At 71.0% G+C, this 25,702-nt stretch carries 23 protein-coding genes and 1 tRNA gene; 16 read left to right on the top strand and 8 right to left on the bottom strand.

The window, feature by feature from the left end:
• Nucleotides 1-156: 156 nt before the first annotated feature.
• The 15 genes from CXQ97_RS07210 to CXQ97_RS07140 all read left to right on the top strand — a co-directional run bounded on the left by CXQ97_RS07210 (nucleotide 157) and on the right by CXQ97_RS07140 (nucleotide 16,096).
• Complete coding sequence (locus CXQ97_RS07210) at nucleotides 157-1,350, top strand: ABC transporter permease (RefSeq protein WP_104180340.1); 1,194 nt, start codon at nucleotides 157-159, stop codon at nucleotides 1,348-1,350.
• A complete protein-coding gene (locus CXQ97_RS07205; RefSeq protein WP_104180153.1) occupies nucleotides 1,347-2,648 on the top strand; it encodes an ABC transporter permease in 1,302 nt (433 codons plus the stop codon). The genes CXQ97_RS07210 and CXQ97_RS07205 overlap by 4 nt, the downstream gene beginning before the upstream one ends.
• An 11-nt stretch (nucleotides 2,649-2,659) precedes the next feature.
• Nucleotides 2,660-3,055 carry a cytidine deaminase gene (locus tag CXQ97_RS07200; RefSeq protein ID WP_104180152.1) on the top strand — a complete coding sequence of 132 codons (396 nt, stop codon included), beginning with the start codon at nucleotides 2,660-2,662 and terminating at the stop codon, nucleotides 3,053-3,055.
• 91 nt (nucleotides 3,056-3,146) lie between these two features.
• Nucleotides 3,147-4,433: a thymidine phosphorylase gene (locus CXQ97_RS07195; protein WP_104180151.1), complete on the top strand. Its 1,287-nt coding sequence runs from the start codon at nucleotides 3,147-3,149 to the stop codon at nucleotides 4,431-4,433.
• 289 nt (nucleotides 4,434-4,722) lie between these two features.
• Nucleotides 4,723-5,409 (top strand): DedA family protein, encoded by a 687-nt coding sequence (locus tag CXQ97_RS07190; RefSeq protein WP_104180339.1) that lies wholly within the window; start codon nucleotides 4,723-4,725, stop codon nucleotides 5,407-5,409.
• 23 nt (nucleotides 5,410-5,432) lie between these two features.
• Nucleotides 5,433-6,590 carry an adenosine deaminase gene (locus tag CXQ97_RS07185; RefSeq protein ID WP_104180150.1) on the top strand — a complete coding sequence of 386 codons (1,158 nt, stop codon included), beginning with the start codon at nucleotides 5,433-5,435 and terminating at the stop codon, nucleotides 6,588-6,590.
• A gap of 8 nt (nucleotides 6,591-6,598) precedes the next feature.
• The gene (locus CXQ97_RS07180) at nucleotides 6,599-7,267 is read left to right on the top strand and encodes a MazG nucleotide pyrophosphohydrolase domain-containing protein (RefSeq protein WP_104180149.1); all 669 of its coding nucleotides are present in this window, start codon (nucleotides 6,599-6,601) and stop codon (nucleotides 7,265-7,267) included.
• Nucleotides 7,268-7,408: 141 nt separating this feature from the next.
• Nucleotides 7,409-8,689, top strand: a complete 1,281-nt coding sequence (gene eno, locus CXQ97_RS07175) for a phosphopyruvate hydratase (protein WP_104180148.1) — start codon at nucleotides 7,409-7,411, stop codon at nucleotides 8,687-8,689.
• 97 nt (nucleotides 8,690-8,786) lie between these two features.
• Nucleotides 8,787-9,569: a septum formation initiator family protein gene (locus tag CXQ97_RS19415; protein ID WP_146069592.1), complete on the top strand. Its 783-nt coding sequence runs from the start codon at nucleotides 8,787-8,789 to the stop codon at nucleotides 9,567-9,569.
• 169 nt (nucleotides 9,570-9,738) lie between these two features.
• Entirely contained in the window at nucleotides 9,739-10,395 is a 657-nt protein-coding gene (locus tag CXQ97_RS07165) for a DUF501 domain-containing protein (protein WP_258062424.1), read from the top strand.
• On the top strand, nucleotides 10,392-11,339 hold the full coding sequence (locus tag CXQ97_RS07160; protein WP_104180337.1) for a Ppx/GppA phosphatase family protein: 948 nt from the start codon (nucleotides 10,392-10,394) through the stop codon (nucleotides 11,337-11,339). Before CXQ97_RS07165 ends, CXQ97_RS07160 begins: the two co-directional genes overlap by 4 nt.
• Before the next feature lie 4 nt (nucleotides 11,340-11,343).
• Entirely contained in the window at nucleotides 11,344-12,783 is a 1,440-nt protein-coding gene (locus tag CXQ97_RS07155) for a S8 family serine peptidase (protein WP_104180146.1), read from the top strand.
• 79 nt (nucleotides 12,784-12,862) lie between these two features.
• A complete protein-coding gene (locus tag CXQ97_RS07150) occupies nucleotides 12,863-14,302 on the top strand; it encodes an NAD(P)/FAD-dependent oxidoreductase (RefSeq protein WP_104180145.1) in 1,440 nt (479 codons plus the stop codon).
• Nucleotides 14,303-14,408: 106 nt separating this feature from the next.
• Nucleotides 14,409-14,481: transfer RNA gene (locus CXQ97_RS07145), tRNA-Leu, on the top strand.
• A gap of 211 nt (nucleotides 14,482-14,692) precedes the next feature.
• Nucleotides 14,693-16,096 (top strand): ABC transporter substrate-binding protein, encoded by a 1,404-nt coding sequence (locus CXQ97_RS07140; RefSeq protein WP_104180144.1) that lies wholly within the window; start codon nucleotides 14,693-14,695, stop codon nucleotides 16,094-16,096.
• A gap of 100 nt (nucleotides 16,097-16,196) precedes the next feature.
• On the opposite strand, the gene CXQ97_RS07135 is transcribed toward CXQ97_RS07140, so the two are convergent.
• The 5 genes from CXQ97_RS07135 to CXQ97_RS07115 all read right to left on the bottom strand — a co-directional run bounded on the left by CXQ97_RS07135 (nucleotide 16,197) and on the right by CXQ97_RS07115 (nucleotide 21,297).
• Entirely contained in the window at nucleotides 16,197-16,907 is a 711-nt protein-coding gene (locus CXQ97_RS07135; RefSeq protein WP_258062393.1) for a hypothetical protein, read from the bottom strand.
• A 165-nt stretch (nucleotides 16,908-17,072) separates the two neighbouring features.
• Complete coding sequence (locus CXQ97_RS07130; RefSeq protein ID WP_104180143.1) at nucleotides 17,073-17,813, bottom strand: ABC transporter ATP-binding protein; 741 nt, start codon at nucleotides 17,811-17,813, stop codon at nucleotides 17,073-17,075.
• Nucleotides 17,813-18,796: an ABC transporter ATP-binding protein gene (locus CXQ97_RS07125; protein WP_104180335.1), complete on the bottom strand. Its 984-nt coding sequence runs from the start codon at nucleotides 18,794-18,796 to the stop codon at nucleotides 17,813-17,815. Before CXQ97_RS07125 ends, CXQ97_RS07130 begins: the two co-directional genes overlap by 1 nt.
• A 158-nt stretch (nucleotides 18,797-18,954) precedes the next feature.
• A complete protein-coding gene (locus CXQ97_RS07120; RefSeq protein ID WP_104180142.1) occupies nucleotides 18,955-19,935 on the bottom strand; it encodes a branched-chain amino acid ABC transporter permease in 981 nt (326 codons plus the stop codon).
• Between the two features lie 9 nt (nucleotides 19,936-19,944).
• A complete protein-coding gene (locus CXQ97_RS07115) occupies nucleotides 19,945-21,297 on the bottom strand; it encodes a branched-chain amino acid ABC transporter permease (protein WP_104180334.1) in 1,353 nt (450 codons plus the stop codon).
• 298 nt (nucleotides 21,298-21,595) lie between these two features.
• On the opposite strand from CXQ97_RS07115, the gene CXQ97_RS07110 reads away from it, so the two are divergent.
• Entirely contained in the window at nucleotides 21,596-22,450 is an 855-nt protein-coding gene (locus CXQ97_RS07110; RefSeq protein WP_104180141.1) for a Bax inhibitor-1/YccA family protein, read from the top strand.
• A gap of 86 nt (nucleotides 22,451-22,536) precedes the next feature.
• Here the strand turns inward: CXQ97_RS07110 and galK are convergent, their stop codons facing one another.
• Genes galK through CXQ97_RS07095 form a run of 3 tightly spaced genes read right to left on the bottom strand, consistent with a single transcriptional unit; the run spans nucleotide 22,537 to nucleotide 25,615 of the window.
• Entirely contained in the window at nucleotides 22,537-23,694 is a 1,158-nt protein-coding gene (gene galK, locus CXQ97_RS07105; protein WP_104180140.1) for a galactokinase, read from the bottom strand.
• The gene (gene galT, locus CXQ97_RS07100; RefSeq protein WP_104180139.1) at nucleotides 23,691-24,818 is read right to left on the bottom strand and encodes a galactose-1-phosphate uridylyltransferase; all 1,128 of its coding nucleotides are present in this window, start codon (nucleotides 24,816-24,818) and stop codon (nucleotides 23,691-23,693) included. Before galT ends, galK begins: the two co-directional genes overlap by 4 nt.
• Complete coding sequence (locus CXQ97_RS07095; RefSeq protein WP_104180138.1) at nucleotides 24,815-25,615, bottom strand: DeoR/GlpR family DNA-binding transcription regulator; 801 nt, start codon at nucleotides 25,613-25,615, stop codon at nucleotides 24,815-24,817. The genes galT and CXQ97_RS07095 overlap by 4 nt, the downstream gene beginning before the upstream one ends.
• Between the last annotated feature and the right edge of the window lie 87 nt (nucleotides 25,616-25,702).

The following is a 25,702-nucleotide window of genomic DNA, read 5'->3' as shown; positions in this document are numbered from 1 at the left end:
GCACCGCACACACGGCGGGAAGCGAAGGACGCCGCCCGCCAGGAGGAGGTGCGCCTCGAGAACGCCGCCGAGACGGCCGGAGGGGAGCTGCCGCCACCGGTCGTGCCCGGGACCGCCGCCGCCCTCGGTACCGGCCCCGCCCCTGACTCGACCCTCATGCAGCGCATCATGACGGGGAACGCGCTCGTCGCGTTCCTGTCCGTGGTGCTCTCCCTGATCCTCGGCGGCCTGCTCATCGCCGTGACGGACCAGAACGTGGCACGCGCGTCGTCGTACTTCTTCAGCCGCCCCCAGGACACCCTGGCCGCGGCGTGGACCGCCGCGTCCGGTGCGTACCTCGCGCTCTTCCAGGGCTCGGTGCTCAACTTCGAGGGGGAGACGTTCACCCGGGTGATCTACCCGCTGACCCAGACCCTCACCGTCGCGACGCCGCTGATCTGCGCGGGGCTCGGCGTGGCCCTGGCCTTCCGGGCCGGCCTCTTCAACATCGGCGCGCAGGGGCAGATCCTGATCGGCGCGACGTTCGCCGGCTGGATCGGCTTCACCCTGCACCTCCCGGCCGGTATCCACCTGCTGCTCGTGATCCTCGCGGGCATGGTCGGCGGCGCCGTCTGGGCCGGGCTCGTGGGACTCCTCAAGGCCCGCACCGGCGCGCACGAGGTCATCCTCACCATCATGTTCAACTACATCGCGACGAACCTGGTGCTCTACTTCCTCAGCACCCCCGCGTTCCAGCGACCGGGATCCACGAACCCCATCAGTCCCCAGCTCGACGCGACGGCGCTCTACCCGCCGCTGCTCGGCCCGGCCTTCCGCCTGCACTGGGGCTTCGTCGTCGCCGTACTGGCCACCGTCTTCGTGTGGTGGCTCCTGAACCGCTCGACCGTCGGCTTCGAGCTGCGGGCCGTCGGCGCCAACGCGAGCGCCGCCCGCACGGCCGGCGTCAACGTCAGCAAGGGCTACATCCTCGCCATGGCCATCGCCGGAGCCCTCGCCGGCCTCGCCGGGGTGGCGCAGGTATCGGGCACGGAGAAGGTCCTCACCTCGGGCGTCGCCGCGAGCTTCGGCTTCGACGCGATCACCGTCGCGCTGCTCGGCCGCTCGTCGCCGTGGGGCACCTTCGCCGCGGGCATCCTCTTCGGTGCGTTCCGCGCCGGGGGAGTCGCCATGCAGGCCTCCACGGGGACGAGCATCGACATCGTGCTCGTAGTGCAGTCGCTCATCGTCCTCTTCATCGCAGCGCCGCCGCTCGTCCGCGCGCTGTTCCGCCTCCCCGCACCCGGCGCCCCGCGCGCCGGCAAGGGCGGCTCCACGACCCGCACGCCAGCCTCGACCGGAGCAGCAGCATGAGCACAGCAACCACAGCTCGCGACCAGAGCAGCAGTCCCGCCCGCGGCACCGGCGACGCCGGCGTGCGCAGCTGGAAGAACCCGGTCATCCTCGCCGTCGTCGCGCTGTTCGCCCTCCTGGTCTTCGCCCTCGGCGCCCCGGGCAACGACGTCACCTTCCGGCTCTCGGAGGAGAACGACCCGATCGTCCTGCCCTCGATCGTCGTGTCCGCGCCCGTGGTCGGGTGGATCGCGGCCCTCGCGATGCTCGCCCTCGCCGTCCTCGCGATCCTCCGCACGCGGTCCGGGCGGAGGATCCCCACCTGGGTGCTGGCCGTCTTCGCCGTGCTGTTCCTCGTCGCCTTCCTGACCTGGGTCGTGGGCAGCGCCCGCACGCCCAACGTCGCCCTCTACGGCCTCCTGGCGGGGTCGGTGACCCTCGCGGTGCCGCTGATCTTCGGCTCGCTCTCCGGTGTCCTCTGCGAACGGTCCGGCGTCGTCAACATCGCCATCGAGGGCCAGCTCCTGTTCGGTGCCTTCGCGGCCGCCGTCGCCGCGTCGCTCTCCGGCAGCGCGCTCGTCGGCCTCCTCGCCGCGGCCGTCGCCGGTGTCCTCGTGTCGCTGGTCCTGGCCGTCTTCAGCATCCGGTACGTCGTCAACCAGGTGATCGTCGGCGTCGTGCTGAACGTGCTCGTCTCCGGGCTCACCGGGTTCCTGTTCTCCGCCGTCCTCAGCGAGGACTCGGAGCGGTGGAACTCGCCCCCGCGCCTGCCCGTGATCGACATCCCGCTGCTCGCGGACATCCCCGTGATCGGCCCGATCCTCTTCCAGCAGACCATCGTCGGCTACCTCATGTACATCGCGGTCGCCGTCGTCTACGTGGCCCTGTACCACTCGCGCTGGGGCCTGCGCACCCGCGCGGTCGGCGAGCACCCGAAGGCCGCCGACACCCTCGGCGTCAACGTCAACCGGATGCGTTTCATGAACGTGCTGCTCGCCGGCGTCGTGGCGGGTGTCGGTGGATCCTTCTTCACGCTCGTCGCCGTCTCGGGCTTCGGCCGCGACATGACGGCGGGCCAGGGCTACATCGCCCTCGCGGCCCTCATCTTCGGCCGCTGGAACCCGATCGGCGCGTTCTTCGCCGCCCTGCTCTTCGGCTTCGCGACCAACCTGTCCAACGTCCTGAGCCTGCTCGGCACCCCGGTGCCGGACCAGTTCCTGCGCATGCTGCCCTACGTGGTGACGGTCTTCGCCGTCGCCGGCCTCGTGGGCCGCTCGAGGGCGCCGGGAGCCAGCGGCATCCCCTACATCAAGGGCTAGGAGAACAGGACATGACCGATCCGGAGATCCCCTGGGACCGCCTCACCGCCACGGCCACGGAGGCCATGAGGAACGCCTACGTCCCGTACTCGAAGTTCCCCGTGGGCGCGGCGGCCCTGCTCGACGACGGCCGGATCATCTCCGGCTGCAACGTGGAGAACGCCTCCTACGGACTGACGCTGTGCGCCGAGTGCGCCCTCGTCAGCGCGCTCGCCATGAGCGGCGGCGGCCGCATCCGGGCCTTCAGCTGCGTGGACGGCGACGGCAACACGCTCATGCCGTGCGGGCGCTGCCGCCAGCTGCTGTACGAGTTCCGGGCACCCGACATGGTGCTCCTGACCGTCAGCGGCATCCGCACCATGGACGAGGTCCTGCCGGACGCCTTCGGGCCGCAGCACCTCGCCTGACCCCGGGGCGCGGCCCGCAGGCCGCGCCCCTGCCGCTCCCGGGACCCCGCCGGGAGCGCGACCATCATCCGAACAACCCGAGGACCCCCCCATGACCGAATCCTTCGACGCCGTCGACATCATCCGGACCAAGCGCGACCGCGGCACGCTCACCCCCGAGCAGATCGACTGGACCATCGACGCCTACACGCGCGGCGTCATCGCCGACGAGCAGATGGCCGCCCTCAACATGGCGATCCTGCTCAACGGGATGGACCGCGCAGAGATCTCCCGGTGGACCGCCGCCATGATCGCCTCGGGCGAGCGCATGGACTTCTCCTCGCTCGGCCGCCCCACGAGCGACAAGCACTCGACCGGCGGCGTGGGGGACAAGATCACCCTGCCGCTGGCGCCGCTCGTCGCCGTCTTCGGCGTCGCCGTGCCCCAGCTCTCCGGCCGCGGCCTCGGCCACACGGGCGGGACCCTCGACAAGCTCGAGTCCATCCCCGGCTGGCAGGCGCACCTCAGCAACGAGCACATGCTGCGCCAGCTCGCCGACGTCGGCGCCGTCATCTGCGCGGCCGGCACGGGCCTCGCGCCCGCGGACAAGAAGCTCTACGCCCTCCGCGACGTCACCGGCACCGTCGAGGCCATCCCGCTCATCGCGTCCTCGATCATGAGCAAGAAGATCGCCGAGGGCACCGGCTCCCTCGTCCTGGACGTCAAGGTGGGCAGCGGTGCCTTCATGAAGGACGTGGCCCAGGCCCGCGAGCTCGCCGAGACCATGGTGGCCCTCGGCAAGGACGCCGGGGTCGACACCGTGGCGCTCCTGACCGACATGAGCACCCCGCTCGGCCTGACCGCGGGCAACGCCATCGAGGTGGAGGAGTCGGTGGAGGTCCTCGCGGGCGGCGGCCCGTCCGACGTCGTCGAGCTCACGGTCCGCCTGGCCGAGGAGATGCTCGCCTGCGCGGGCGTGCACGACGCCGACCCGGCGGCCGCGCTGAAGGACGGCCGCGCGATGGACGTCTGGAACAGGATGATCGAGGCCCAGGGCGGCGACCCCCGCGCGGAGCTCCCCGTCGCGAAGGAGTCCGAGGTCGTCCTCGCACCGGCCGACGGCGTCCTCGTGGGCCTCGACGCACTCGCGGTGGGCGTCGCCGCCTGGCGCCTCGGCGCGGGCCGTGCCCGCAAGGAGGACCGGGTGCAGGCAGGGGCCGGCGTGCGCCTGCACGCCAAGCCGGGCGCCCTGGTGCGTGCAGGTGAGCCGCTGCTGACGCTCCTGACCGACACCCCCGACAAGTTCGACCGCGCCCGGGAGGCCCTCGCCGACGCCGTCGTGATCGCTCCCGAGGGGTCCCGCCCCGCGCAGCAGCTCATCATCGACCGGATCGCCTAGGCGGAGCCCGGCCCCCGATCCTGCCGCGACCCGGGGTTTCCCCCTAGGGGATCGGCGGCCGGCCTCATCCTTCGGGGTGAGACCGGCCGCCGCCCCTGTCGCCCGGAAGGCCGACGACCTACGATGGTTCGCGCCGGTAGCGTCGTAGGCAGACGCACGGCAGCGCATCGCGGTCCGACCGGACCAGCGGCACCCGGCGTCGGATCCCGTGTCGACAGCCACCACGCACCCGGTGGGCCGTCGCGCGGGCGCGACGGAGGAGCCCGGCATGGACGCGATCATCACTGCACTGAACGGCATCAGCGACTTCGTGCTCGCTGCCGCCGAGCAGCCCTGGGTGTACCTGCTGGTCCTCGTGTGCTGCATCGTGGACGGCTTCTTCCCGCCGTTCCCCAGCGAGTCCGTCGTCGTCGGGCTCGCGTCCCTCATCCTCACGCAGGGCGTGCCCAGCCCGTGGCTGCTCGTCCTCGTCGCGGCTCTCGGCGCGTTCCTGGGCGACAACATCGCCTACCTCCTCGGCAGGGGCATCGGCACCACGCGCTTCCGCTGGATGCGCCGTCCCCGGATGCAGCGCTCCTTCGCCTGGGCGGGCACCGAACTCGCCAAGCGCGCCGCCTCGCTGATCCTCGTGGCGCGCTTCATCCCGATCGGCCGCGTCGCCGTGAACCTCACCGCCGGCGCCACGGGCTACTCGCAGCGGCGCTTCGTCGCCCTCACCGCGCTCTCCGGGGTCGTGTGGGCCGCGTACTCGGTGGGCATCGGCGCCCTCGCCGGGACCTGGTTCCAGCACAACCACCTGCTCGGCGTCGCTGTGGCCGTCACCATTGCCGTCGTCCTCGGGTTCCTCGTGGACCGCGTGATCGCCCTCGTCCGGGGCTCCACCCCGCTCCGGGCCACCGTCGACGACTCCCTCGACCACTCCCTCCCGGAGTCCCGGGGCGAGCCGGAACCGGCCCGCGAGACGAGCCCGCCGTGAGGCCGATCGCGTAGGCTGGCACCGTGACCCAGACCCAGAACGACGCCGTCCCCGACGCCGCCATCGACATCCTGACCCTCCCGAAGATCTCCCTCCACGACCACCTGGACGGCGGGCTCCGGCCGGCCACCATCCTCGAACTCGCCGCCGGGATCGGGCACGAGCTACCGGCGTCCGACGCCGCGTCGCTCGGTGCATGGTTCCGGGAATCGGCGGACTCGGGCTCGCTCGAGCGGTATCTGGAGACCTTCGACCACACCATTGCCGTCATGCAGACCCGCGAGGGCCTCATCCGGGTCGCCCGTGAGTTCGTCGAGGACCTCGCGCTCGACGGCGTCGTGTACGCGGAGGTGCGCTGGGCCCCCGAGCAGCACACGCAGCAGGGCCTCACCCTCGACGAGGCCGTCGAGGCCGTCCAGGAGGGCCTCGAGGCCGGCGCCGCCGCGGCCATCGCCACGGGCCGCGTCATCCAGGTCGGCCAGCTCATCACCGCCATGCGGCACGCCGACCGCGGCCAGGAGATCGCCGAGCTCGCCGTCCGCCACCGCGACAGGGGCGCCGTCGGCTTCGACATCGCCGGCGCCGAGAACGGCTTCCTGCCCTCGCGCTTCGCCGACGCCTTCACCTTCCTCGCCGGCGAGCAGTTCCCGGTGACTGTCCACGCGGGCGAGGCGGCAGGCCTCGAGAGCATCCAGGACGCGCTCGTCGCAGGGCGCGCCCTGCGCCTCGGCCACGGCGTGCGCATCGCCGAGGACATCGAGATCGAGGAATCCGAGGACGAGGAGGTCGCCGACGGCGAGGAGGTCGGCATCGCGAACCTCGGGCGCATCGCGTCCTGGGTCCGGGACCGCGGCATCCCGCTCGAGCTGTGCCCGTCCTCGAACCTGCAGACCGGCGCCATCGGGGCCTTCGGCGACACCATCGACGCGCACCCCTTCGACCTGCTCTACCAGCTCGGGTTCAAGGTCACGGTGAACACCGACAACCGCCTGATGAGCGGCGTGACCCTGACGGGCGAGTTCGAGCTGCTCGTCGAGACGTTCGGGTACGACCTCGGCGACCTGCTCGAGTTCACGCTCAACGCCGTCGACGCCGCGTTCCTGCCCCTCGAGGACCGCGAGGCGCTGGCCCAGTACGTCGCGGAGAGCTTCGACGCGGCCGCCCGGCAGGCGTCGGCCTGACCGACCGCGTGACCGACGCGAGGCCGGGCGCGGCGGTCGAGCGGCTCGTCGAGGTGGTGGACCTCCTCCGCCGCCACTGCCCATGGACGGCCGCGCTGGATCCCGCGTCGCTGCTCGAGTACCTCGTGGAGGAGACGTACGAGCTCTACGAGGCCGTCGACGACGTCGTCCGCTCGGACAGCCCGCCCCCGGCGCTCCTGGACGACCTCCGGGGCGAACTCGGCGACGTCCTGTTCCAGGTGGTCCTCCACGCACAGCTGCAGGCCGAGGACGGGGCCTTCGGGTTCGCGGACGTGGCGGACGGGCTGACGGCCAAGCTCGTCCGGCGCAACCCGCACGTCTTCACGGCCGACGGCGCGCTGCGCGACAGCTTCCCGGCGACGGTCGAGGAGATCGTCGCGACCTGGCAGGCCGTCAAGCAGCAGGAACGGCCGGCGCGTACCTCGCCCTTCGACGGCATCCCGCACTCCCTGCCCGCGCTCGCCCTCGCGGCGAAGACCCTCCGGCGGGCGGGGGAGCCCACCGGCACGGCGACGGACGGGCCGACGGACGAGGAGCAGCTCGGCCGCGACCTGCTGGCCCTGACGCGACGGGCCCTCGCGTCCGGGATCGACCCGGAGCATGCCCTCCGCCGCGCCGTGCTGGACTACCAGCGCGACGCCGCGGGCGGTCCCTGACCCGTCCGGCGCACTCCGGCCGGTGATCCAGCCCACGCCAGGACGCGCGTGAACTAGGCTGGGAGCAACACCTCCGTTGCTCTGACAAAGACGTCCCAACACGATGTGAATACCTACACTCCAACGAAGAGGAGCAAATCCATGGCCATCATCGATGCCATCCACGCGAGGGAAATCCTCGATTCCCGCGGCAACCCGACGGTCGAGGTCGAGGTACTGCTCGACGACGACACCTTCGGCCGCGCGGCCGTCCCCTCCGGCGCCTCCACGGGTGCGTTCGAGGCCAACGAGCGCCGCGACGGCGACAAGGACCGCTACCTCGGCAAGGGCGTCCTGCAGGCCGTCGAGGCCGTCATCGAGCAGATCCAGCCGGCCCTGCTCGGGTTCGACGCCGCGGACCAGCGCGCCATCGACCAGGCGATGATCGACCTGGACGGCACCGAGAACAAGTCCAACCTGGGCGCCAACGCGATGCTCGGCGTCTCCCTCGCCATCGCCCGCGCCGCCGCCGAGTCCTCGGCGCTGCCGCTCTACCGCTACCTCGGCGGCCCGAACGCGCACGTGCTGCCCGTACCCCTCATGAACATCCTCAACGGCGGCTCGCACGCCGACTCCGACGTCGACATCCAGGAGTTCATGATCGTCCCGCTCGGGGCGCAGTCCTACTCCGAGGGCCTCCGCTGGGGCGTCGAGGTCTACCACGAGCTCAAGTCCGTGCTGAAGGAGAAGGGCCTCGCCACGGGCCTCGGCGACGAGGGCGGCTTCGCCCCGAACCTGCCGTCCAACCGCGACGCGCTGGACCTCATCACCACCGCCGTCGAGCGCGCCGGCTACACGCCCGGGACGGACATCGCGTTCGCCCTCGACGTCGCCGCCTCCGAGTTCTACAAGGACGGCGCCTACCAGTTCGAGGGCAAGTCCCTCAGCACGCAGGAGATGAGCGCCTACTTCGAGGAGCTCGTCCGCGACTACCCGCTGGTCTCCATCGAGGACCCCCTCGACGAGGACGACTGGGAGGGCTGGAAGCACCTCACCGAATCGATCGGCGACAAGGTGCAGATCGTGGGCGACGACCTGTTCGTCACCAACCCCACGCGCCTGGCGAAGGGCATCTCGACCGGGACGGCGAACTCGCTGCTCGTCAAGGTCAACCAGATCGGCACCCTGACCGAGACGCTCGACGCCATCTCGATGGCACAGCGCGCGGGCTACACGACGATCACCTCGCACCGCTCCGGCGAGACCGAGGACACCACGATCGCCGACATCTGCGTGGCCACCAACGCCGGCCAGATCAAGACCGGTGCGCCCGCCCGCAGCGAGCGCGTGGCGAAGTACAACCAGCTGCTGCGCATCGAGGAGGAGCTCGACGACGCCGCACGCTACGCCGGCCGCAGCGCCTTCCCGCGTTTCACGGCGTAGTTGATCGATAGTTGATCAGGAGGGCGGCTACCCTCGTTAAACGGGCCCCGCGAGGGACCCGACGCGACAACACGCGAAAGCGTTGACGAGGAGCTCCATGACTGCCCGCCGCCCTAACGTGCCGCGAGCCGGCCGTCCGACGCCTGCGGCGGAGGAACGGCCGGCCCCCGGACCGGCCAAGGGCCCGACCCCCGACCACGGGAGGGGGGCCGGCCACACGCCGGCTCCCTCCCGGTCCGGTCCGATCCCGTCCCCGGCGCGCGTTGCCGCGACGGCCCCGCGGAAGCCCTCCGCGCCGCGGGCCGCCGGTCCGTCCGCCACGAAGGACCCACGCACCGCCGCCGGGACCCACCGGTCCGACGCGTCCCGGACCACGGCCGCGACCTCCCCGTCGGAGGCGCGGGCCGCCGAGCGGTCCCAGCTGGCCGGGAGCATCCGGCGGGGACGGCTCGGCTCGAAGCGCGCCGAGTCCCCGATCCAGCCGGCCGAGGAAGCCACCCCCATCCCGGCGAAGACCTTCTCCGGGCGGCTGCTGGCCCTCGCCGTCGTCCTCGTCGCGGTGATCGTGCTCCTCGCGCCGTCCGTCAGCCGGTACCTGCAGCAGCAGGGCGAACTCGACGCGCTGCGCGCGGACATCGCCCGCCAGCAGCAGGAACAGGCGGACTACCAGTCCGAACTGGCGCGCTGGGACGACCCGGCCTTCGTCAAGCAGCAGGCGCGCGAGCGCATCTTCCTGGTGATGCCGGGGGAGACCCGCTACCTGGTGAAGGGCGGGGAGGGCATCGAGGACAGCACCGGCGAGGGCTCGGCCGCCGAACCCGCCGACCTGCCCTGGGTCGACTCCCTCTGGAGCTCGGTCGTGCGCGCGGCAACGGATTGAGCGAGCGGCGGCCGGCAGCCGGCAGGGCGCCCGCCGCGACCAGGACACCCGGAGCGGTGTCCCAGGAAGGAACAGCGTGACCCAGCAGGACCACCACGACCATCCCCGGCACCCGGGAGGCGACCCGAGGACCCCGAGCGAGCGGGACCTCGACGTCCTCAGCCGCCAGCTGAACCGCCCCGTCCGCGACGTCGTCGAGATCGGGGCCCGCTGCGTCTGCGGGAACCCGCTCGTCGCCACCACCGCCCCGCGGCTGTCCAACGGCATCCCGTTCCCCACCACGTACTACCTCAGCCACCCCGTGGTCACGGCGGCGGTGTCCCGCCTCGAGGCCGAGGGGGTCATGACCGAGATGACCGACCGGCTCGCGGGCGACCCCGCCCTGGCCGGCCACTACCGTGCGGCGCACGAGGCCTACCTCGCCGCACGTGCCGCGGTCGGGGAGCGTGCAGGGACGGGGGACGTCCCCGAGATCGCCGGCGTGTCGGCCGGCGGGATGCCGACGCGCGTCAAGTGCCTCCACGTCCTCGTGGGCCACTCCCTCGCGGCGGGTCCCGGCGTCAATCCACTGGGCGACGAGGCGATCGCCCGGATAGCCCCGTGGTGGACGCCCGACCGCTGCTCCTGTGAGGGTGCGTGGGACACCACGGGGCAGGCGCCCTCCGCCGATCTCAGCAGGCACACCCGGACGCAGGGGCTCAGCGCGGAGGAACTCGACGCCAAACGCGCGGCCCGCCGCGACGCCGCCCTGGAACCACCGACCGCGGACGGACCCACCGGCCCCGCCGGCGCGACCCGCTCCGCCGTACCCACCGAGGAGACCTGATGCGCACAGCTGCCATCGACTGCGGCACCAACTCCATCCGCCTCCTGATCGCCGACCGCGAGGACGGTGCCCTGACCGACGTCGTCCGGCTCATGCGCGTCGTGCGCCTCGGCGAGGGCGTCGACGCGACAGGGCGCCTGTCCGAGGCGGCCCTCGCACGCACCTTCGCCGCCGCCGAGGAGTACGCGGCGCTCATCGAGGCGCACGGCAACCCGCCCCTGCGGTTCGTCGCGACCTCCGCGTCGCGTGACGCGGAGAACCGCCAGGTCTTCGTCGACGGCATCCGGGCGCGCCTCGGCGTGGAGCCGGAGGTCGTCTCCGGGGACGAGGAGGCGCGCCTCTCCTTCGACGGGGCCGTGAGCGTCCTGGCGACCGCCGGGGACGAGACCGTCCTGGTGGTCGACGTCGGCGGCGGCAGCACCGAGTTCGTCGCGGGCACGACGGCAGGGCTGATCGCGGCCCGCAGCACGAACATGGGCTGCGTCCGCTACACCGAGCGCTTCCTCCAGGACGATCCGCCCACCGAAGCCCAGATCACGGCGATGACGGCGGAGGTGGGGCGCCTCGTCGACGAGGCCGCGGCCGAGGTCCCCCTCGACCGCATCACGAAGATCGTCGGCGTCGCCGGCAGCGTCACGACCGTGACGGCCCACGCCCTCGACCTGCCCGGCTACCGGCCCGAGAGCATCCACGGCGCCGAGCTGCCCATCACCGCGATCTCGGCGGCGGCCTCGGACCTCCTGCACCTGCCCCGCGCTGCCCGGGCCGCGCTGCCCTACATGCACCCCGGACGCGTCGACGTGATCGGCGCGGGCGCCCTGATCTGGGCGTCCGTCGTCGAGCGGGTCGCCGCGGTCACGGACGGACGCGTCACGACGGCGATCGCCAGCGAGCACGACATCCTGGACGGGATCGCGCTGAGCGTCGCGGACCGGGTCGGCTGAACCGATGCGCAGTCGAGCGCGCCGGTCGGTCCGGGCGGGGGCGGGGGTCGCCGTCGCCCTCGCCGTCCTGCTGCCCGGAGCGGTGCCCGCGGCCGCGGACGAGGTCCGCGACAAGGAGTACTGGCTCGAGGACTACGGGATCACCGAGGCCTGGAAGAGCACGCAGGGCGAGGGCGTCACCGTGGCGGTCATCGACAGCGGGATCGACGGGACCCACCCCGACCTCGTCGGGGCCGTCGTCGGCGGCACCGACGCCTCCGGTGCCGGCGACCCCGGCGGGCAGCGCGGCATCGGGGAGGTCGCGGGCCATGGCACCCTCGTGGGCACGCTCCTCGCCGGGCGCGGTCACACCGACGACGCCGAACCCGCCCCTGCCCCCTCCGCCGCGCGCAGCAGCAGGGCGACGCCGCCCGCCGCGCCGCCCGCCGACCCGGGAGACGGGCCCCTCAGCCAGTACGGCGAGGGTCCCGACGGCATCGTCGGCGTCGCACCGAAGGCCGACCTGCTCGCCGTCTCCGTCTTCATCGAGGGCCAGAACAGCGGACCCAACCCGGCGGGCGTCTCGGTCGACCAGCAGGTGCCCGACGCCGTCCGCTGGGCGGTCGACAACGGCGCGGAGGTCATCAACATGTCGCTCGGCAGCACCAGCACCGCATGGCCGGAGAGCTGGGACGACGCCTTCCTGTACGCGGAGCAGAACGACGTCGTCGTCGTCGCCGCGGCGGGCAACCGCGCCGGCGGCCTGACGCAGGTCGGCGCCCCCGCGACCATCCCCGGCGTCCTGGCCGTCGCCGGGCTGGACCGGTCGGGGGTCGCCAGCGCGGAGGCCTCCAGCGAGGGCATCAGCATCGCCGTCGCCGCGCCGTCCGAGAACCTCGTCGGCGGGCTCCCCGGCGGTTTCTACGCCGACTGGTCCGGCACCTCCGGCGCCGCCCCCCTCGTGTCGGGCGTGGCCGCCCTGATCCGTGCCCGGTACCCCGAGCTGTCGGCGGCGCAGGTCGTGAACCGGATCGTCGGCACGGCCAGGGATGCCGGGACGCCCGGCTTCGACACCCTGTACGGCTACGGGATCCTCGACGTCGCCTCCGCCGTGGGCAGGGACGTCGCGGTCCCGGAGGAGAACCGGCTCGGCAGCATGGCCGAATGGATCCAGCTCTACCGGCGGGGAGGGCAGACGCCCGCCCCCGCTCCGTCGGCCGCCGTGGAACCACCCGCGGAGGTCATCCCGGCGCCGGCCGCCCCGCAGGCCGAGGATCCCCTGACCTCCGTGCACAACCTCCCCGCGCTCGTGGTGCTCGGCTTCGGTGGCCTCCTGCTCGCGGTGCTCCTGGGCGGAGCCGTGCACGTGGCGCGCGTGCACCGGCGTGCCGGGACGGCCGCGGAACCCGTCGGAGACCCCGCAGACCTCACCGCGGAGGGCCGGGCTGCCCCGCCGGGGGCCTGAACGAGCGGGGCCGTCCGGGGGTTCCAGGGTCGTCCCCGAGCTAGTGAAGATTTTCACAAAGTCCGGTAACATCGTGGGCATGGCATCGAACCCACACTTCTCCGACCGCCCGCGCATCCTCGTCGTCGGCGGTGGCTACGTCGGCCTGTACGTCGCGCGCGGGCTGCAGAAACAGGTCAAGGACCACGGCGGCATCGTCACGCTGGTCGACCCGCTGCCCTACATGACCTACCAGCCCTTCCTCCCCGAGGTGGCCGCCGGCAGCATCGAGGCACGCCACGCGATCGTGTCCCACCGCAAGCACCTGCGGAAGACGGAACTGATCTCGGGCAGGGTCACCTCGATCAACCACGCCGGCCGCACGGCCACCATCGAGCCCACGGGCGGCGGGGAGTCCTTCGACCTCGGCTACACCGACGTCGTCGTCGCCGCGGGCTCCATCACGCGCACCTTCCCGATCGACGGCCTCAAGGACCAGGGCATCGGCCTGAAGACCATCGAGGAGGCCGTCGCGCTGCGAGACAGGATGCTCGAGCGCATCGAGACCGGTTCCGTCATGCCCGAGGGTCCCGAGCGCGACCGCGCGCTGACCTTCGTCGTCGTCGGCGGCGGATTCGCCGGCATCGAGGCCATCACCGAGATGGAGGACGCCGCCCGCGACGCCGTGAAGGCCAACGGCCGCCTCAGCCGCTCCGACCTCCGCTTCGTCCTCGTCGAGGCCATGGGCCGCATCATGCCCGAGGTCACCGCCGAGCAGGCCGTGTGGGTCGTCGAGCACCTCCGCTCGCGCGACATCGAGGTCCTGCTGAACACCTCGCTCTCCAGCGCCGTGGAGGGCACGCTCAAGCTCATCAACATGCCGGACAAGACCCCGGCCGACGAGTTCGAGACCGACACGCTGCTGTGGACCGCAGGGGTCCAGGCGAACCCGGTCGTGCGTTCCACCGACTTCCCGGTCGACGAGCGCGGCCGGGTCCGCGCCACCCCCGAGCTCCGGATCACGGGCGACGACGGACCCGTCCAGCACGCCTGGACCGCCGGCGACGTCGCGGCCGTGCCCGACCTGACCGGCGGGGGCGTGGGAGGCTTCTGCGTCCCCAACGCCCAGCACGCCGTCCGCCAGGCGAAGCTCCTGGCCGCCAACATCCTCGCCGAGAACTACGGCGTGGGCGAGGTCAAGGAGTACCGCCACACCAACCTCGGAGCCGTCGCGGGCTTCGGCCAGTTCAAGGGTGTCGCGAACATCATGGGCTTCGGCATGAAGGGCTTCCCGGCCTGGCTCGCGCACCGCGGCTACCACGGCTTCGCGATGCCCATGTACGAGCGCAAGGCCCGCGTGATCGTCAACTGGAGCATGAGCTTCCTGTTCGGCCGCGACCTCGCGCCGCTGTCCGACCTGCAGACCCCGCAGCGCCAGTTCCGCGAAGCGGCCACCCCGCCGCCGAAGAAGGACACGGCACTGCAGAGCGCGCCGCCCACGCCGGCCGGGCAAGCCTCAGGGGCCAGGACCTCGGCCTGACACCAGGAACCGCAGAAGCGACGACGGCGACCCCCCGGGGTCGCCGTCGTTCTGCATCTGCCGCCGGAGGGCCGACCCGCCCGGGGTAGGCTGATCCGGCGGAACCGCCCCAGTAGCCCAATGGCAGAGGCAGCAGACTTAAAATCTGTTCAGTCAGGGTTCGAGTCCCTGCTGGGGCACGGGCGCCGACCGGACGTGGGCCGGAATACCCAGGGTGCTGTGCAGCGCCCGGTGTCAAGGGTCGGAGAGGATCCCTGTGACGAGCGTTACAAGGATGTAACCGGATTCCCTTATCTCAGACACAAATTTGGATTAGCTTTTCTACAGGCCAGGAATACCTGGCGACAGCATCAAAGGCAGTGAGAGCCTTTCGGTCGAGGAGACTAATTCATGACTGCAACACGCAACTCGGTGCGTTTCGGCATCGGGGAGAGTGCCCCGCGAGCGGCAAAGGTCGCGGCCCTGGGTCTGGGCATCGCGCTCTTCGCCTCCGGCTGTGGCGGTGGCGGTTCCACCGGTTCCGAGGCCGAGGGCGGTGACGCCGAGACCAGCGCCGCCGCTGCGACCTCGGCGCTGGCATGCCCGGAGAGCGAAGGGGGCGCAGGTGAGGAGCAGGGCGAGAAGGGTGACCCCGCCGCCGTGCCCGCCAGCAAGACCACCAGCCCCGAGCCGCTCAAGCTCGGTTCCATCCTGCCGACCACCGGAACCCTCGCGTTCCTCGGCCCGCCCGAGATCGCGGGCGTCAACGTCGCCGTCAACGAGGTCAACGAGGCCGGCGGCGTCCTCGGCCAGGAGATCTCGATCACGCACCGCGACTCGGGCGACACCACCACCGACATCGCGACGCAGTCCGTGACCGACCTGCTCTCGCAGGACGTCAGCGCCATCGTCGGTGCCGCGTCCTCGGGTGTCTCGAAGACCGTCATCAACCAGATCACCGGCGCCGGCGTCATTCAGTTCTCGCCCGCCAACACCGCGGCCGAGTTCACGACGTGGGACGACCAGGGTCTGTATTTCCGCACCGCTCCTTCGGACGTGATCCAAGGACGCATCCTCGGCAACTACATCATGGAGTGCGGCGCGCAGACCATCGGCATGATCACGCTGAACGACGCGTACGGCACCGGCCTGCAGGGCACCATCCAGGAGGTCGTCGAGGGGGCCGGCGGTCAGGTCGTCGGGAACGAGATGTTCAACACCGGCGACTCCCAGTTCTCCAGCCAGGTGGACGCCATCGCTGCCGCGAAGCCGGATGCAATCGTCCTGATCAGCTTCGACGAGGCCAAGAGCATCATCCCGCTGCTCGTCGCGAAGGGCATCGACGCCAGCTCGATCTTCATGGTCGACGGTAATGTCGCCGACTACAGCAAGGACCTCGATCCGGGCACCCTCGAGGGGGCCCAGGGCACCATCCCCGGCCCCTTCGTCGGGACCGGCTTCCGGGAAGCACTGGCCACGGTCGATCCGAACCTATCGAACTTCGCCTACTCCGGTGAGAGCTACGACGCCGTGAACCTCATCGCGCTCGCCTCCGAGGCGGCTGGCAGCGTCGAGGGTACCGCGATCGCCGCGGAGCTCGCGGGAGTGTCGAAGGACGGCACCAAGTGCTTCGACTTCGCCGGCTGCGTCACGCTGCTGCGTGAGGGCGAGGACATCGACTACGACGGCATCTCCGGTCCTGTCTCCTTCGACGAGAACGGTGATCCCACGGAGGCGGTTATCGGTATCTACAAGTACGACGAGAACAACGTGCACCAGCCGAGCCGTTCCGAGGTCGGAAAGCTCGAGGGCTGACGGCCCTCCCGGCTGGCAGTAGCGAAACAGCAGAAGGCCCCGGCCGCCCTTCCTGACGGAGGGTGCGGACGGGGCCTTCCTGCTGCGCCGGCGGTCCCGGTCAGGCGTCGCCTGGCGCGCGCCTGGAGAGGGCGTAGGAGGGCTCCCGTACCCTGCGCGCCCACTCGTACGTCCCTGCGCCCGCGAGGGGGTGGAGGACGGCGTCGAACCGCAGGTCCTTCTCCTCGCCGGTCGGGTCGAGGCGCAGCGTCAGGGTGCCGAAGTGCTGCCAGCGACCGCGCGGCGTCGCGAAGTAGAGGCCGAGCTGCCATGGCGCGTCGCCCAGCGTGCGGGCGAAGCCGCGCAGGGACGAGGGGAGCCCGGTGGGGCGCAGCGTCCGGGCCCCGAGCAGCACAGGTCCGGACTCCCCGCGGTACGGCATCATCGTGCTCAGCGGTGCGCGCGAGACACTCAGCCTCGGCACCAGCACGAAGCGGCCCGGGAAGGCCCAGCCCGTCGAGGACAGCAGGATGTCGGAGAACGTCGACGGCGCAGGCCCGGACTCCGGGTGGTGGAACCGGACGGCGAGCCCGACGACGTCGGGCAGGCCGTCCGGGGTCCCGGCCGACCGGGAGAGGCGCGCCGTCGCGGGACCCTCGTCCGGCCGGTCGATCCAGGAGATCCCGCTGGAGAGGCCGTGGCGGTGCACCACCACGGACCCGTCCAGCCTCAGCCCGCGGGAATGGATGGGGCGATGCCGCCGGACATGCTTGATGCCGCGGAACACGACCTCGAAGCCCTTGCCGATGGCGCTGCTGGCCGGTTGTGCCATGGGGCGTCCCTCCTCACGGTCCGCCGTCCGGCGTCCCTCCTGCCAACGTAGCGGGCCGGATACACGGATGGGCGGACCCGTTACCGGCTCCGCCCATCCCTTGCGCTCTGCGCCCCGACTACTCCCGGGTCACGCGCGCGTCACTCACCCGTCACCGTCGGGACCTCACGCGGTGTCCGCGAGCGTGCCCAGGTAGAGCTGGATGACCTTCGGATCCTTCATGAGTTCGCGGCCCGTGCCCGTGTATGCGTCCTTGCCCTGGTCCAGCACGTAGGCGCGGTCGCAGATCTGCAGGCAGCGGCGGGCGTTCTGCTCCACCATGATCACCGAGACGCCGGCGCGGTTGATCTCGTGGACGCGCAGGAACGTCTCGTCCTGCTTGACGGGGGAGAGGCCTGCCGACGGCTCGTCGAGCAGCAGCACGGCGGGATCCATCATGAGGGCCCTGCCCATGGCGACCATCTGCCGCTCGCCACCGGAGAGCGAACCGGCGCGCTGCGCCTTCCGTTTGCCCAGTTCGGGGAACAGGCTCGCGACGAAATCGAAGCGCTCCTTGAAGTCCTTGGGCCGCTGGTACATGCCCATCTGGAGGTTCTCCTCGATGGTCAGGGTGCTGAACACGTTGTTGTTCTGCGGCACGAACCCGACGCCCCGGCTGACCAGCTTGTTGGCCTTGAGCCCCGTCAGGTCCTGCCCCCGCACCATGACGGTTCCCGAGTGGACCTTCACCAGGCCGAACATCGCCTTCAGGAGCGTGGACTTGCCGGCCCCGTTCGGGCCGATGATCCCGATGAGCTCGCCGCGGCGTGCCTCGATGCTGCACCCGTTGAGGATGTTCACGCCCGGGAGATAACCGGCGACGAGATCGGTGACCTTGACGACGGAGTCGCCCTCGAATTCATCCATTACTTCGTCTCCTCATCCTTGTGTGCGGCACCGGCGGCGTGGTGCCCGCCGACCTCGGTGACCCCGTGCCCGAGGATCCCCTCGTTCTCGGTACCGACCACCGAGTCCTCGTCGTGGGCCAGTTCCTCCTCGAGGCGTTCGATGCCCGTGGAGTCACCGAGGTCCACGTCGTGGTGGGCCCCCAGGTAGGCGTCGATGACGGCCTGGTCCTTCATGACGATGTCCGGCGGGCCCTCCGCGACGACCTTGCCCTCAGCCATGACGACGACCCAGTCGGCGATGTGCCGGACCATGTGCATGTCGTGCTCGACGAACAGGACAGTCATGCCCTCGGCCTTGAGGTTCTTGATGTGGTCGAGGAGCGACTGCGTCAGCGCCGGGTTGACGCCCGCCATGGGCTCGTCGAGCATCACGAGCCGGGGCCGCACCATGAGTGCCCGCGCCATCTCGAGGAGCTTGCGCTGGCCGCCGGAGAGCGATGCCGCGTAGTCGTCCCGCTTGGTGTCGAGCTTGAACTTCGTCAGCAGCACCTCCGCCTGCTCGGTGATCTCGCGCTCGCGGCCACCCCAGATGCCCTTGAAGAGGGCCCGCGCGAGGCTCTCGCCCGGCTGGTCCGTGGCACCGAGGCGCATGTTCTCCATGACGGTGAGCTTGCCCATGACCTTGGTCAGCTGGAAAGTGCGGACCATGCCCATGCGGGCCACCTTGTGCGAGGCGACCTTGGCGAGGGGTTTGCCGTCGAACTCCCAGTCGCCGCTGTTCGGGGTGTCGAACCCGGTCAGCAGGTTGAACAGGGTCGTCTTGCCGGCGCCGTTGGGGCCGATCAGCGCGGTGATCTTGTGCCGGGGGATCTCGAGGTGCTCGACGTCGACGGCGTTGATGCCGCCGAAGCTGCGCGTCACGTTCTTGGCGATCACGATGGGGTCCCGCTTGGAGCAGCCGGGCCCCGATTCGCCGGTGGCGATGGGCTCGGAGTCCGTCATGTGGTCGTGCCCCGCGGGCGCGACAGGCCCGCCGGACGCGGCAGCCGGGCCGGTGGATCCGGGTGACGCGTCCCCACCGACGGCGTGCGCGCCGCCCGCCCGCTCGTCGCCGCCCGGTGTCGCGGCGGCGTCGGGATTGCTGTTGCTGTGGCTGCCGGTCATGCGAACGCCAACTCCTTCTTGTTACCCAGGACGCCCTGCGGCCTGAAGACCATGAGCAGCATCAGTGCCACACCCACGAGGATGTAGCGGAGCTGACCCGCCTGTGAGTTGGACAGGAACGTGATGGCGCCGACCTCGATCGCGCCGTACAGCAGCCCCTGCGTCAACGAGAGCACCACCCAGAAGATCATCGCCCCGATGACCGGTCCGAGGACAGTGGCCATGCCTCCGAGGAGGAGGCAGGTGTAGAGGAAGAAGGTCAACTCCGTCGCGTAGTTCGCCGGCTGCACCGCTCCGCGGGGCAGGGTGAAGATGATGCCCGCGAGGGAACCGAGGACACCACCGATGACGAGGGCCTGCATCTTGTAGGCGTAGACGTTCTTGCCCAGGGAGCGCACGGCGTTCTCGTCCTCGCGGATGCCCTTCAGCACGCGGCCCCAGGGGCTGCGCATGAGGAGCCAGACCACGATGCAGGCGATGATGACGACGCTCCAGCCGACGATGCGGATCCAGAAGTCGCGCTCGTTCATGCCGAGCGGGCCGATGTTGTAGGTGCCGGGAGGGAACGGGTTGAGGCCGTAGAAGCCGCCCTCGAACGCCGCGAGTCCGTTGGCGGAGCCCGTGACGTCGGTGAGGCCGTTGGTGGTCACGATGTAGCGGATGATCTCGGCGGCCGCGATCGTCACGATGGCGAGGTAGTCCGCCCGGAGCCGCAGGGTCGGTATGCCGAGCACGATCGCGAAGACCACCGAGGCCACGAGGGCCACCAGGACCGCCACGGGCAGCGGTGCGTTGAAGCTGAGGGTGGAGATGGCGTACCCGTAGGCGCCGACGGCCATGAAGCCGGCCTGGCCGAAGTTCAGCAGGCCGGAGTAGCCGAAGTGGACGGCGAGGCCGAGCGCGGCGAGCGCGTAGGCCGCGGTCGTCGGGCTGATCAGCTCACCGAAGGCGTTGATGAGGATGTTTCCGAAGTCCATGGGGAGCCCCTAACCTATGCGCTCTCGGCGGCCGAGGATACCCTGCGGCCGGAACAGGAGCACGAGAATCATGATCAGCAGTGCCCCCACGTATTTGAGGTCTGCCTCGAGCCAGATCGTGGAGATCTCCACGAACAGCCCGACGATGATGGAGCCGACGAGCGCACCGAACACCGTGCCCAGCCCGCCGAGGGTGACCCCGGCGAAGATGAGCAGCAGGATCTGCTGGCCCATGTTGTAGGACACCCCCGGACGGTAGTAGGCCCAGAGAATGCCACCGAGCGCCGCGAGCATGCCCCCCATGACCCACACGATCCGGATGACGCGGTCCACGTCGATACCGGAGGCCGCAGCGAGCGCCGGGTTGTCCGCGACCGCGCGGGTGGCCTTGCCGATGCGCGTGCGCAGGAGCAGGAAGGCGACCAGCAGGATGACCACGAGGCTCACGACGAGCGAGGTCAGGTTGTTGCGCGAGATGGAGATGGCGCCGAGGTCGATGATCTCGCCCTGCGAGCCTGGCAGCTGCTGCGTGGCTCCGCCGAAGAAGAGCTGGATGATGTACCGCAGGGCGAGCGCGAGCCCGATGCTGACGATCATCATCGGCACCAGGCCCGTGCCGCGATGCCGGAGGGGCTTCCAGAGACCGGCGTCCTGCACGTAGCCGAGGAGGCCGCCGCCGATCACCGCGAGGATGATCGCGACGGCGATCGGGAGGCCCGCGCCGGCGAAGGCGAACGCGAGGACGGCGCCGAGCGTGACCATCTCGCCGTGGGCGAAGTTGGTGAGGCCTGTGGTGCCGAAGATCAGGGAGAGCCCGACGGCGCTCAGCGCCAGGAGGAGGCCGAAGCTGAAGCCCGCGAGGGCGCGTTCGGCGAGGGTCTCCAGGAAGGGGGTCTGCTGCGTGACGATGCCCTCACCGAACAGGAACAGCGTGGTGGCGCTGGAGGTGTTGGCGAAGGTGACCTGGCGCGGGTTCTCCTGCCCTTCGGCCAGGGCGATCCCCTCGGGGAGTGTCTCCTCGTCGATCGCCACCTCGTAGGTGCCCTGCTCGGGGACCCCGATGCTCCAGGCGCCGTTGGGGCCGGACGTGGCTTCTCCTTCGAAGCCGTTGCCCGCCACGATGACCGTGACGTCGGCGATGGGGCCGTCGGCGCCGCGGAGGACGCCGCCGATCCGGTTGTCGAATTCTGAGGCCTGGATGGTCCCGGCACTCCGGGCCTGGAGCACGGTGCTGTGCTGTGCCGGATCGGGCAGCTCGGGGGACGCCTGCGCCGCGGGGGCGCCGAGCAGCACGATGCTCAGGAAGCCGAGCACCAGGAGCAGCGACCTCCTGATCCGTGCAGGCGTCGATAGGGTGATCAAGATGGGAACCTCCACGGTGGGGGCAGGCCCGGCGGCGGGCGCCGGGATCAAGAGTTGTGACGAGTGTCACGGACGTGGGGATCATGTTACTAGCGGCATGTTTCGGCTTTCTGCAAAAGCATCCCGGCAAGGTAGCGATTCGGTAACGAATGTTTTGGGAAGGGACCTTTCCAGTTGAATTTCCGCGTCCGGTAGGGCCCGGGACGAACGGTCCGTCCGGGAACGAAACCCGGCCGGGGCCGTTGGGATTGGTAGGGTTGGACGAACACTCAGCCCCCTAATGGAGGACTAACTCACAATGGCACTTGGCGGCAATCCGGTATTCAACGGGAAGAACTTCCGTTCCGCTACCCGCGGCAACGAGACCGCGGGCTTCGGGACGATGACCTACGGCGGCACCGCCGTCGCGAACCAGCAGCAGCTGGAGCACATGTACAACCAGCCGTCGGCCGGGCCTGCACAGACCGGCCGGATGACCTTCGACGACGTCATCGTCAAGACGCTCCTGTGCCTCGGCGTCGTGCTCGTCGGTGCGGCCGTCCCGGCGTTCCTCGTGCCGGGACTCGCCCTCCCCCTCATGGTGGTGGGCGCACTGGGCGGCTTCGTGCTCGGCCTCGTCAACTCCTTCAAGCGCGAGCCCTCGCCCGCGCTGATCCTCGCCTACGCGGGGCTCGAGGGGCTGTTCCTCGGCGGCATCACGATGTACCTGGAGGCCATGTTCCCCGGCATCGCCGTCCAGGCCGTCCTCGGGACGCTGGTCGTGTTCGGTGTGACCCTCGCCCTCTTCAAGAGCGGCAAGGTCCGTGCGACCCCGCGGGCCATGAAGTTCTTCATGATCGCCATGATCAGCTACGCGGCCTTCTCGCTGCTGAACCTCGGCCTCATGGTGTTCGGTGTGAACGACGACCCCTGGGGCCTGCGCGGGGCCGACTTCCTGGGCACGGGCATCCCCTTCGGCGTCGTCATCGGCATCCTGGCCATCGGCCTCGCCGCGTTCTCCCTGATCATCGACTTCACGTCGATCAGCGAGGGCGTCCGCCACGGCGCCCCGCAGAAGTACTCGTGGACCGCAGCGTTCGGGCTCACGGTCACCCTGGTCTGGCTGTACGTCGAGATCCTCCGCATCATCGCGATCATCCGCGGCAGCGACTAGCATCACCCGGGTGCCGCCCGGCACCCCGTAGGACGAGAGAGACCCGCGACCGGGAGGTTGCGGGTCTCTCTCGTTCCGGGGCAGGATCAGGCGATGCGTGCCGCTCCCGCGCCGGGCAGGACGCTGAAGACGACCGGGGCACGGAAGCCCGCGGCGGCGAAGGCCCGCTCGACGGCCGACCGGATGGCGGGGACGTCGCCGACCCGCGCCAGGGCAATCGCCGCGCCGCCGAAGCCGCCGCCGGTCATGCGGGCGCCGAGCGCGCCCGCGTCGAGCGCGGCGTCCACGGCGGCGTCCAGTTCCGCGCACGAGATCTCGAAGTCGTCCCGCATCGAGGCGTGGCTGGCCACGAGCAGCGGGCCGAGGTCCGCCGGTCCCGTGCTGGTCAGGATCTTCACGGCGTCCTGGACCCGCGCGTTCTCCGTGACGATGTGGCGCACGCGCCGGAAGGTCTCCTCGTCGAGCACTCCCGCGGCCTCCGCGAGGTCCTCGACCGAGAGGTCCCGGAGGGCCGGTACGGCCATCAGTTCCGCGCCCAGTTCGCAGGAGCGTCGTCGGGCTGCGTACCCGCCGGTGGAGTGCGAGTGACTGACCCGCGTGTCGATGACCATCAGTTCGAGCCCGGCACCCTCGAGGTCGAGGGGGACGAGCCGGGAGTCCCCGGAGCGGCAGTCGAGGAAGACGGCGTGGCCCACCTCGCCGAGGAGGGACGCGGACTGGTCCATGATGCCCGTCGGGGCGCCGACCATCCGGTTCTCGGCGAGCTGCCCGATGGCCGCGAGTTCCCGGCGCGAGACACCGGCCTCCGAGAGGTCGTTCGCGGCGACCGCCACGGAGCACTCGAGCGCGGCGGAGGAGGAGAGCCCGGCGCCGACGGGCACCGAGGAGTCGACGAGGAGGTCCATCCCGGGGCAGCGGTAGCCCGACTGCTCCAGAGCCCACAGGACGCCGAGCGGATACGCCGCCCACCCCTCCACGGCACCCTCCTCGAGGGTGTCGAGATCGGCGGTCACGGGCGCGTCGTCGGGCGCGAAGGTGGATGCCACCCGGACGATCCGGTCCGGCCGGACGGCGGCCGCGACCGTCGTCGAGTGCTTGATGGCGAAGGGCAGCACGAAGCCGTCGTTGTAGTCGGTGTGCTCGCCGATCACGTTGACGCGGCCCGGAGCGGACCAGAGGCCGTCCGGTTCGGTGCCGAAGCGCTCGGCGAAGGCCGCCGCGAGATCGAGGGGTGTGGAGTTCATGCCTGGTCCTTAGGTGCTGGAGCGGGAGTCGCGTCGCGGAGTGCTTCCGCGACCTTCTCCGGGGTGGTGTCGTTGATGAAGGCGCCCATCGCGGCCTCCGAGCCCGCGAGGAACTTCAGTTTGTCGGCGGCGCGGCGGGGCGAGGTCAGCTGGAGGTGCAGGTAGCCGGCGGGCCTCAGGACGTCGTCGATCGGTGCCTGCTGCCAGGCGGCGATGTACGGGGTGGGCGTCGGGTAGAGGGCGTCGAGCCGGCCGAGGAGATCGAGGTAGACCGTGGTCAGCTCGTCGCGCTCCTCGCCGGTGAGGCCCGTGATGTCGGCGACTTGGCGGTGGGGTACCAGGTGCACCTCGAGCGGCCACCGCGCGGCGAACGGCACGAAGGCGCTGAAGTGCTCGCCCTCGATCACCATGCGGTCCCCGGACGCGCGCTCGGAGGCCAGCGCGGAGCCCATGAGGGTCTGCGTGCCCCCGGACGACTCGAAGAACTCCGACGCCCTGGCCGCGAGCGTCGCGGCGCGCGGCGGGATAAACGGGTAGGCGTAGATCTGCCCGTGCGGGTGGAGCAGGGTCACACCGATGTCCGCCCCGCGGTTCTCGAAGCAGAACACCTGCTTGATGCCCGGCATCGCCGACAGCGCCTCCGTGCGCTGAGCCCAGGCGTCGATGACGGTCCTGGCACGCTCCGGGCTGAGCGAGCCGAAGGAGCCCTCGTGCGCCGAGTCGAAGGCGACCACCTCGCACCGTCCGAACGCCGTCGCCGTCGTACCCCACTCCGGGGCCGCCGGGAGGTCGCCGAGGTCCGGTCCGAAGGACGAGAAGCGGTTCTCGAAGACGACGACCTCGTAGTCGGAGGGGATCTCCGAGAGGTTCGCGGGGGTCGTGGGGCACAGGGGGCACTGGTCGGCGGGCGGGAGGTGCGTCCGCGACTGCCGGTGGGCGGCGACGGCGATCCACTCGCCGGTCAGGGCGTCGTAGCGTGCGGTGCCCGCCGGTCCCCGTGCGGGCAGGCCGCGCGTGTCGGACGTCGCCGCGGCATCCCGGTGCAGCGCGGCGCTCTCCTCCCGTGCGTCGAAGTAGATCAGCTCGCGCCCGTCGGACAGGCGGGTGGGGGTGATGAGGGTCATGGTCGCTCTTCCAGGTGGGGGTCGGGGACGGGGTCGCAGAGGATGCGGGTGCGGGCCGCGTAGTCGTCGCCCGGCGGCCGGTCGGTGACGAGGGCGGCGGCGTCGTCGAGGGGGGAGACGCGGGCGAGGCTCACGACGCCGATCTTGCTGGCGTCGGCAAGGACGACGAGCTGCCCGCAGGTCCGGGCGAACGCCTGGTTCGTCTCGGCCTCCGCGAGGTTGGGGGTGGTGATGCCAGCGTCGGTGTCCACGCCGTGCGCCCCCATGAAGCACAGGTCGGCACGCAGCGACGCGATGGTGCCGGTGGCCAGGGGGCCGACGAGGGCTTTCGACGGCGTGAGCTGGCCGCCCGAGAGCAGGACCTGCGGTGCGGCGTCGCGCGGTGATGCGGAGCGCAGCCGGTGCAGTTCGTCGGCCAGCGGGAGGGAGTTGGTGATGACGGTCAGTCCCTCGATGCCGGGGAGGAGGGCTGCCAGCGCGTACGTGGTCGTGCCGCCCGTGATCGACACCGTCATCCCGGGTGCCAGGAGGGACACGGCCGCGGCCGCGATCCTGCGTTTCGCCTCGCCGCCCCGCGTCCGGTTGGCGTCGAAGCCCGCCTCCACCGAGCTGAGGCTGCCGGGGCGGACGGCGCCGCCGTGCACCCGGACGAGCGCCCCCCGGGCCTCGAGGATGTCGATGTCGCGCCGGACCGTCATCTCGGAGACCCCCAGGGACACCGCGAGGCCACTCACGCGGACCGCGGGCTGACGGGTCAGGCGGTCGAGGATCGCCGCATGGCGCTCTGCTGCGAGCATGATCCTCCTGTCGTCGGGATGGCCGCGGCATTCGAACGAGTCCGCACCAAAACGAACAAAACCTATCATATGCTCCGGTGCCATCGG

It is taken from the genome of Arthrobacter sp. B0490, assembly GCF_002929355.1.
Lineage (GTDB): Bacteria > Actinomycetota > Actinomycetes > Actinomycetales > Micrococcaceae > Arthrobacter_D.
The sequence above is the reverse complement of the archived record's forward strand: the minus strand, read 5'-3'. Positions and strand labels throughout refer to the sequence as shown.

Excerpts from the sequence above, each read along its gene's own strand:
- CXQ97_RS07210 (WP_104180340.1), top strand. The coding sequence starts at position 157 with ATGCAGCGCATCATGACGGGGAACGCGCTCGTCGCGTTCCTGTCCGTG.
- CXQ97_RS07205 (WP_104180153.1), top strand. The coding sequence starts at position 1,347 with ATGAGCACAGCAACCACAGCTCGCGACCAGAGCAGCAGTCCCGCCCGC.
- CXQ97_RS07200 (WP_104180152.1), top strand. The coding sequence starts at position 2,660 with ATGACCGATCCGGAGATCCCCTGGGACCGCCTCACCGCCACGGCCACG.
- CXQ97_RS07195 (WP_104180151.1), top strand. The coding sequence starts at position 3,147 with ATGACCGAATCCTTCGACGCCGTCGACATCATCCGGACCAAGCGCGAC.
- eno (WP_104180148.1), top strand. The coding sequence starts at position 7,409 with ATGGCCATCATCGATGCCATCCACGCGAGGGAAATCCTCGATTCCCGC.
- CXQ97_RS19415 (WP_146069592.1), top strand. The coding sequence starts at position 8,787 with ATGACTGCCCGCCGCCCTAACGTGCCGCGAGCCGGCCGTCCGACGCCT.
- CXQ97_RS07155 (WP_104180146.1), top strand. The coding sequence starts at position 11,344 with ATGCGCAGTCGAGCGCGCCGGTCGGTCCGGGCGGGGGCGGGGGTCGCC.
- CXQ97_RS07150 (WP_104180145.1), top strand. The coding sequence starts at position 12,863 with ATGGCATCGAACCCACACTTCTCCGACCGCCCGCGCATCCTCGTCGTC.
- CXQ97_RS07140 (WP_104180144.1), top strand. The coding sequence starts at position 14,693 with ATGACTGCAACACGCAACTCGGTGCGTTTCGGCATCGGGGAGAGTGCC.
- CXQ97_RS07135 (WP_258062393.1), bottom strand. The coding sequence starts at position 16,907 with ATGGCACAACCGGCCAGCAGCGCCATCGGCAAGGGCTTCGAGGTCGTG.
- CXQ97_RS07130 (WP_104180143.1), bottom strand. The coding sequence starts at position 17,813 with ATGGATGAATTCGAGGGCGACTCCGTCGTCAAGGTCACCGATCTCGTC.
- CXQ97_RS07125 (WP_104180335.1), bottom strand. The coding sequence starts at position 18,796 with ATGACGGACTCCGAGCCCATCGCCACCGGCGAATCGGGGCCCGGCTGC.
- CXQ97_RS07120 (WP_104180142.1), bottom strand. The coding sequence starts at position 19,935 with ATGGACTTCGGAAACATCCTCATCAACGCCTTCGGTGAGCTGATCAGC.
- CXQ97_RS07110 (WP_104180141.1), top strand. The coding sequence starts at position 21,596 with ATGGCACTTGGCGGCAATCCGGTATTCAACGGGAAGAACTTCCGTTCC.
- galK (WP_104180140.1), bottom strand. The coding sequence starts at position 23,694 with ATGAACTCCACACCCCTCGATCTCGCGGCGGCCTTCGCCGAGCGCTTC.
- galT (WP_104180139.1), bottom strand. The coding sequence starts at position 24,818 with ATGACCCTCATCACCCCCACCCGCCTGTCCGACGGGCGCGAGCTGATC.
- CXQ97_RS07095 (WP_104180138.1), bottom strand. The coding sequence starts at position 25,615 with ATGCTCGCAGCAGAGCGCCATGCGGCGATCCTCGACCGCCTGACCCGT.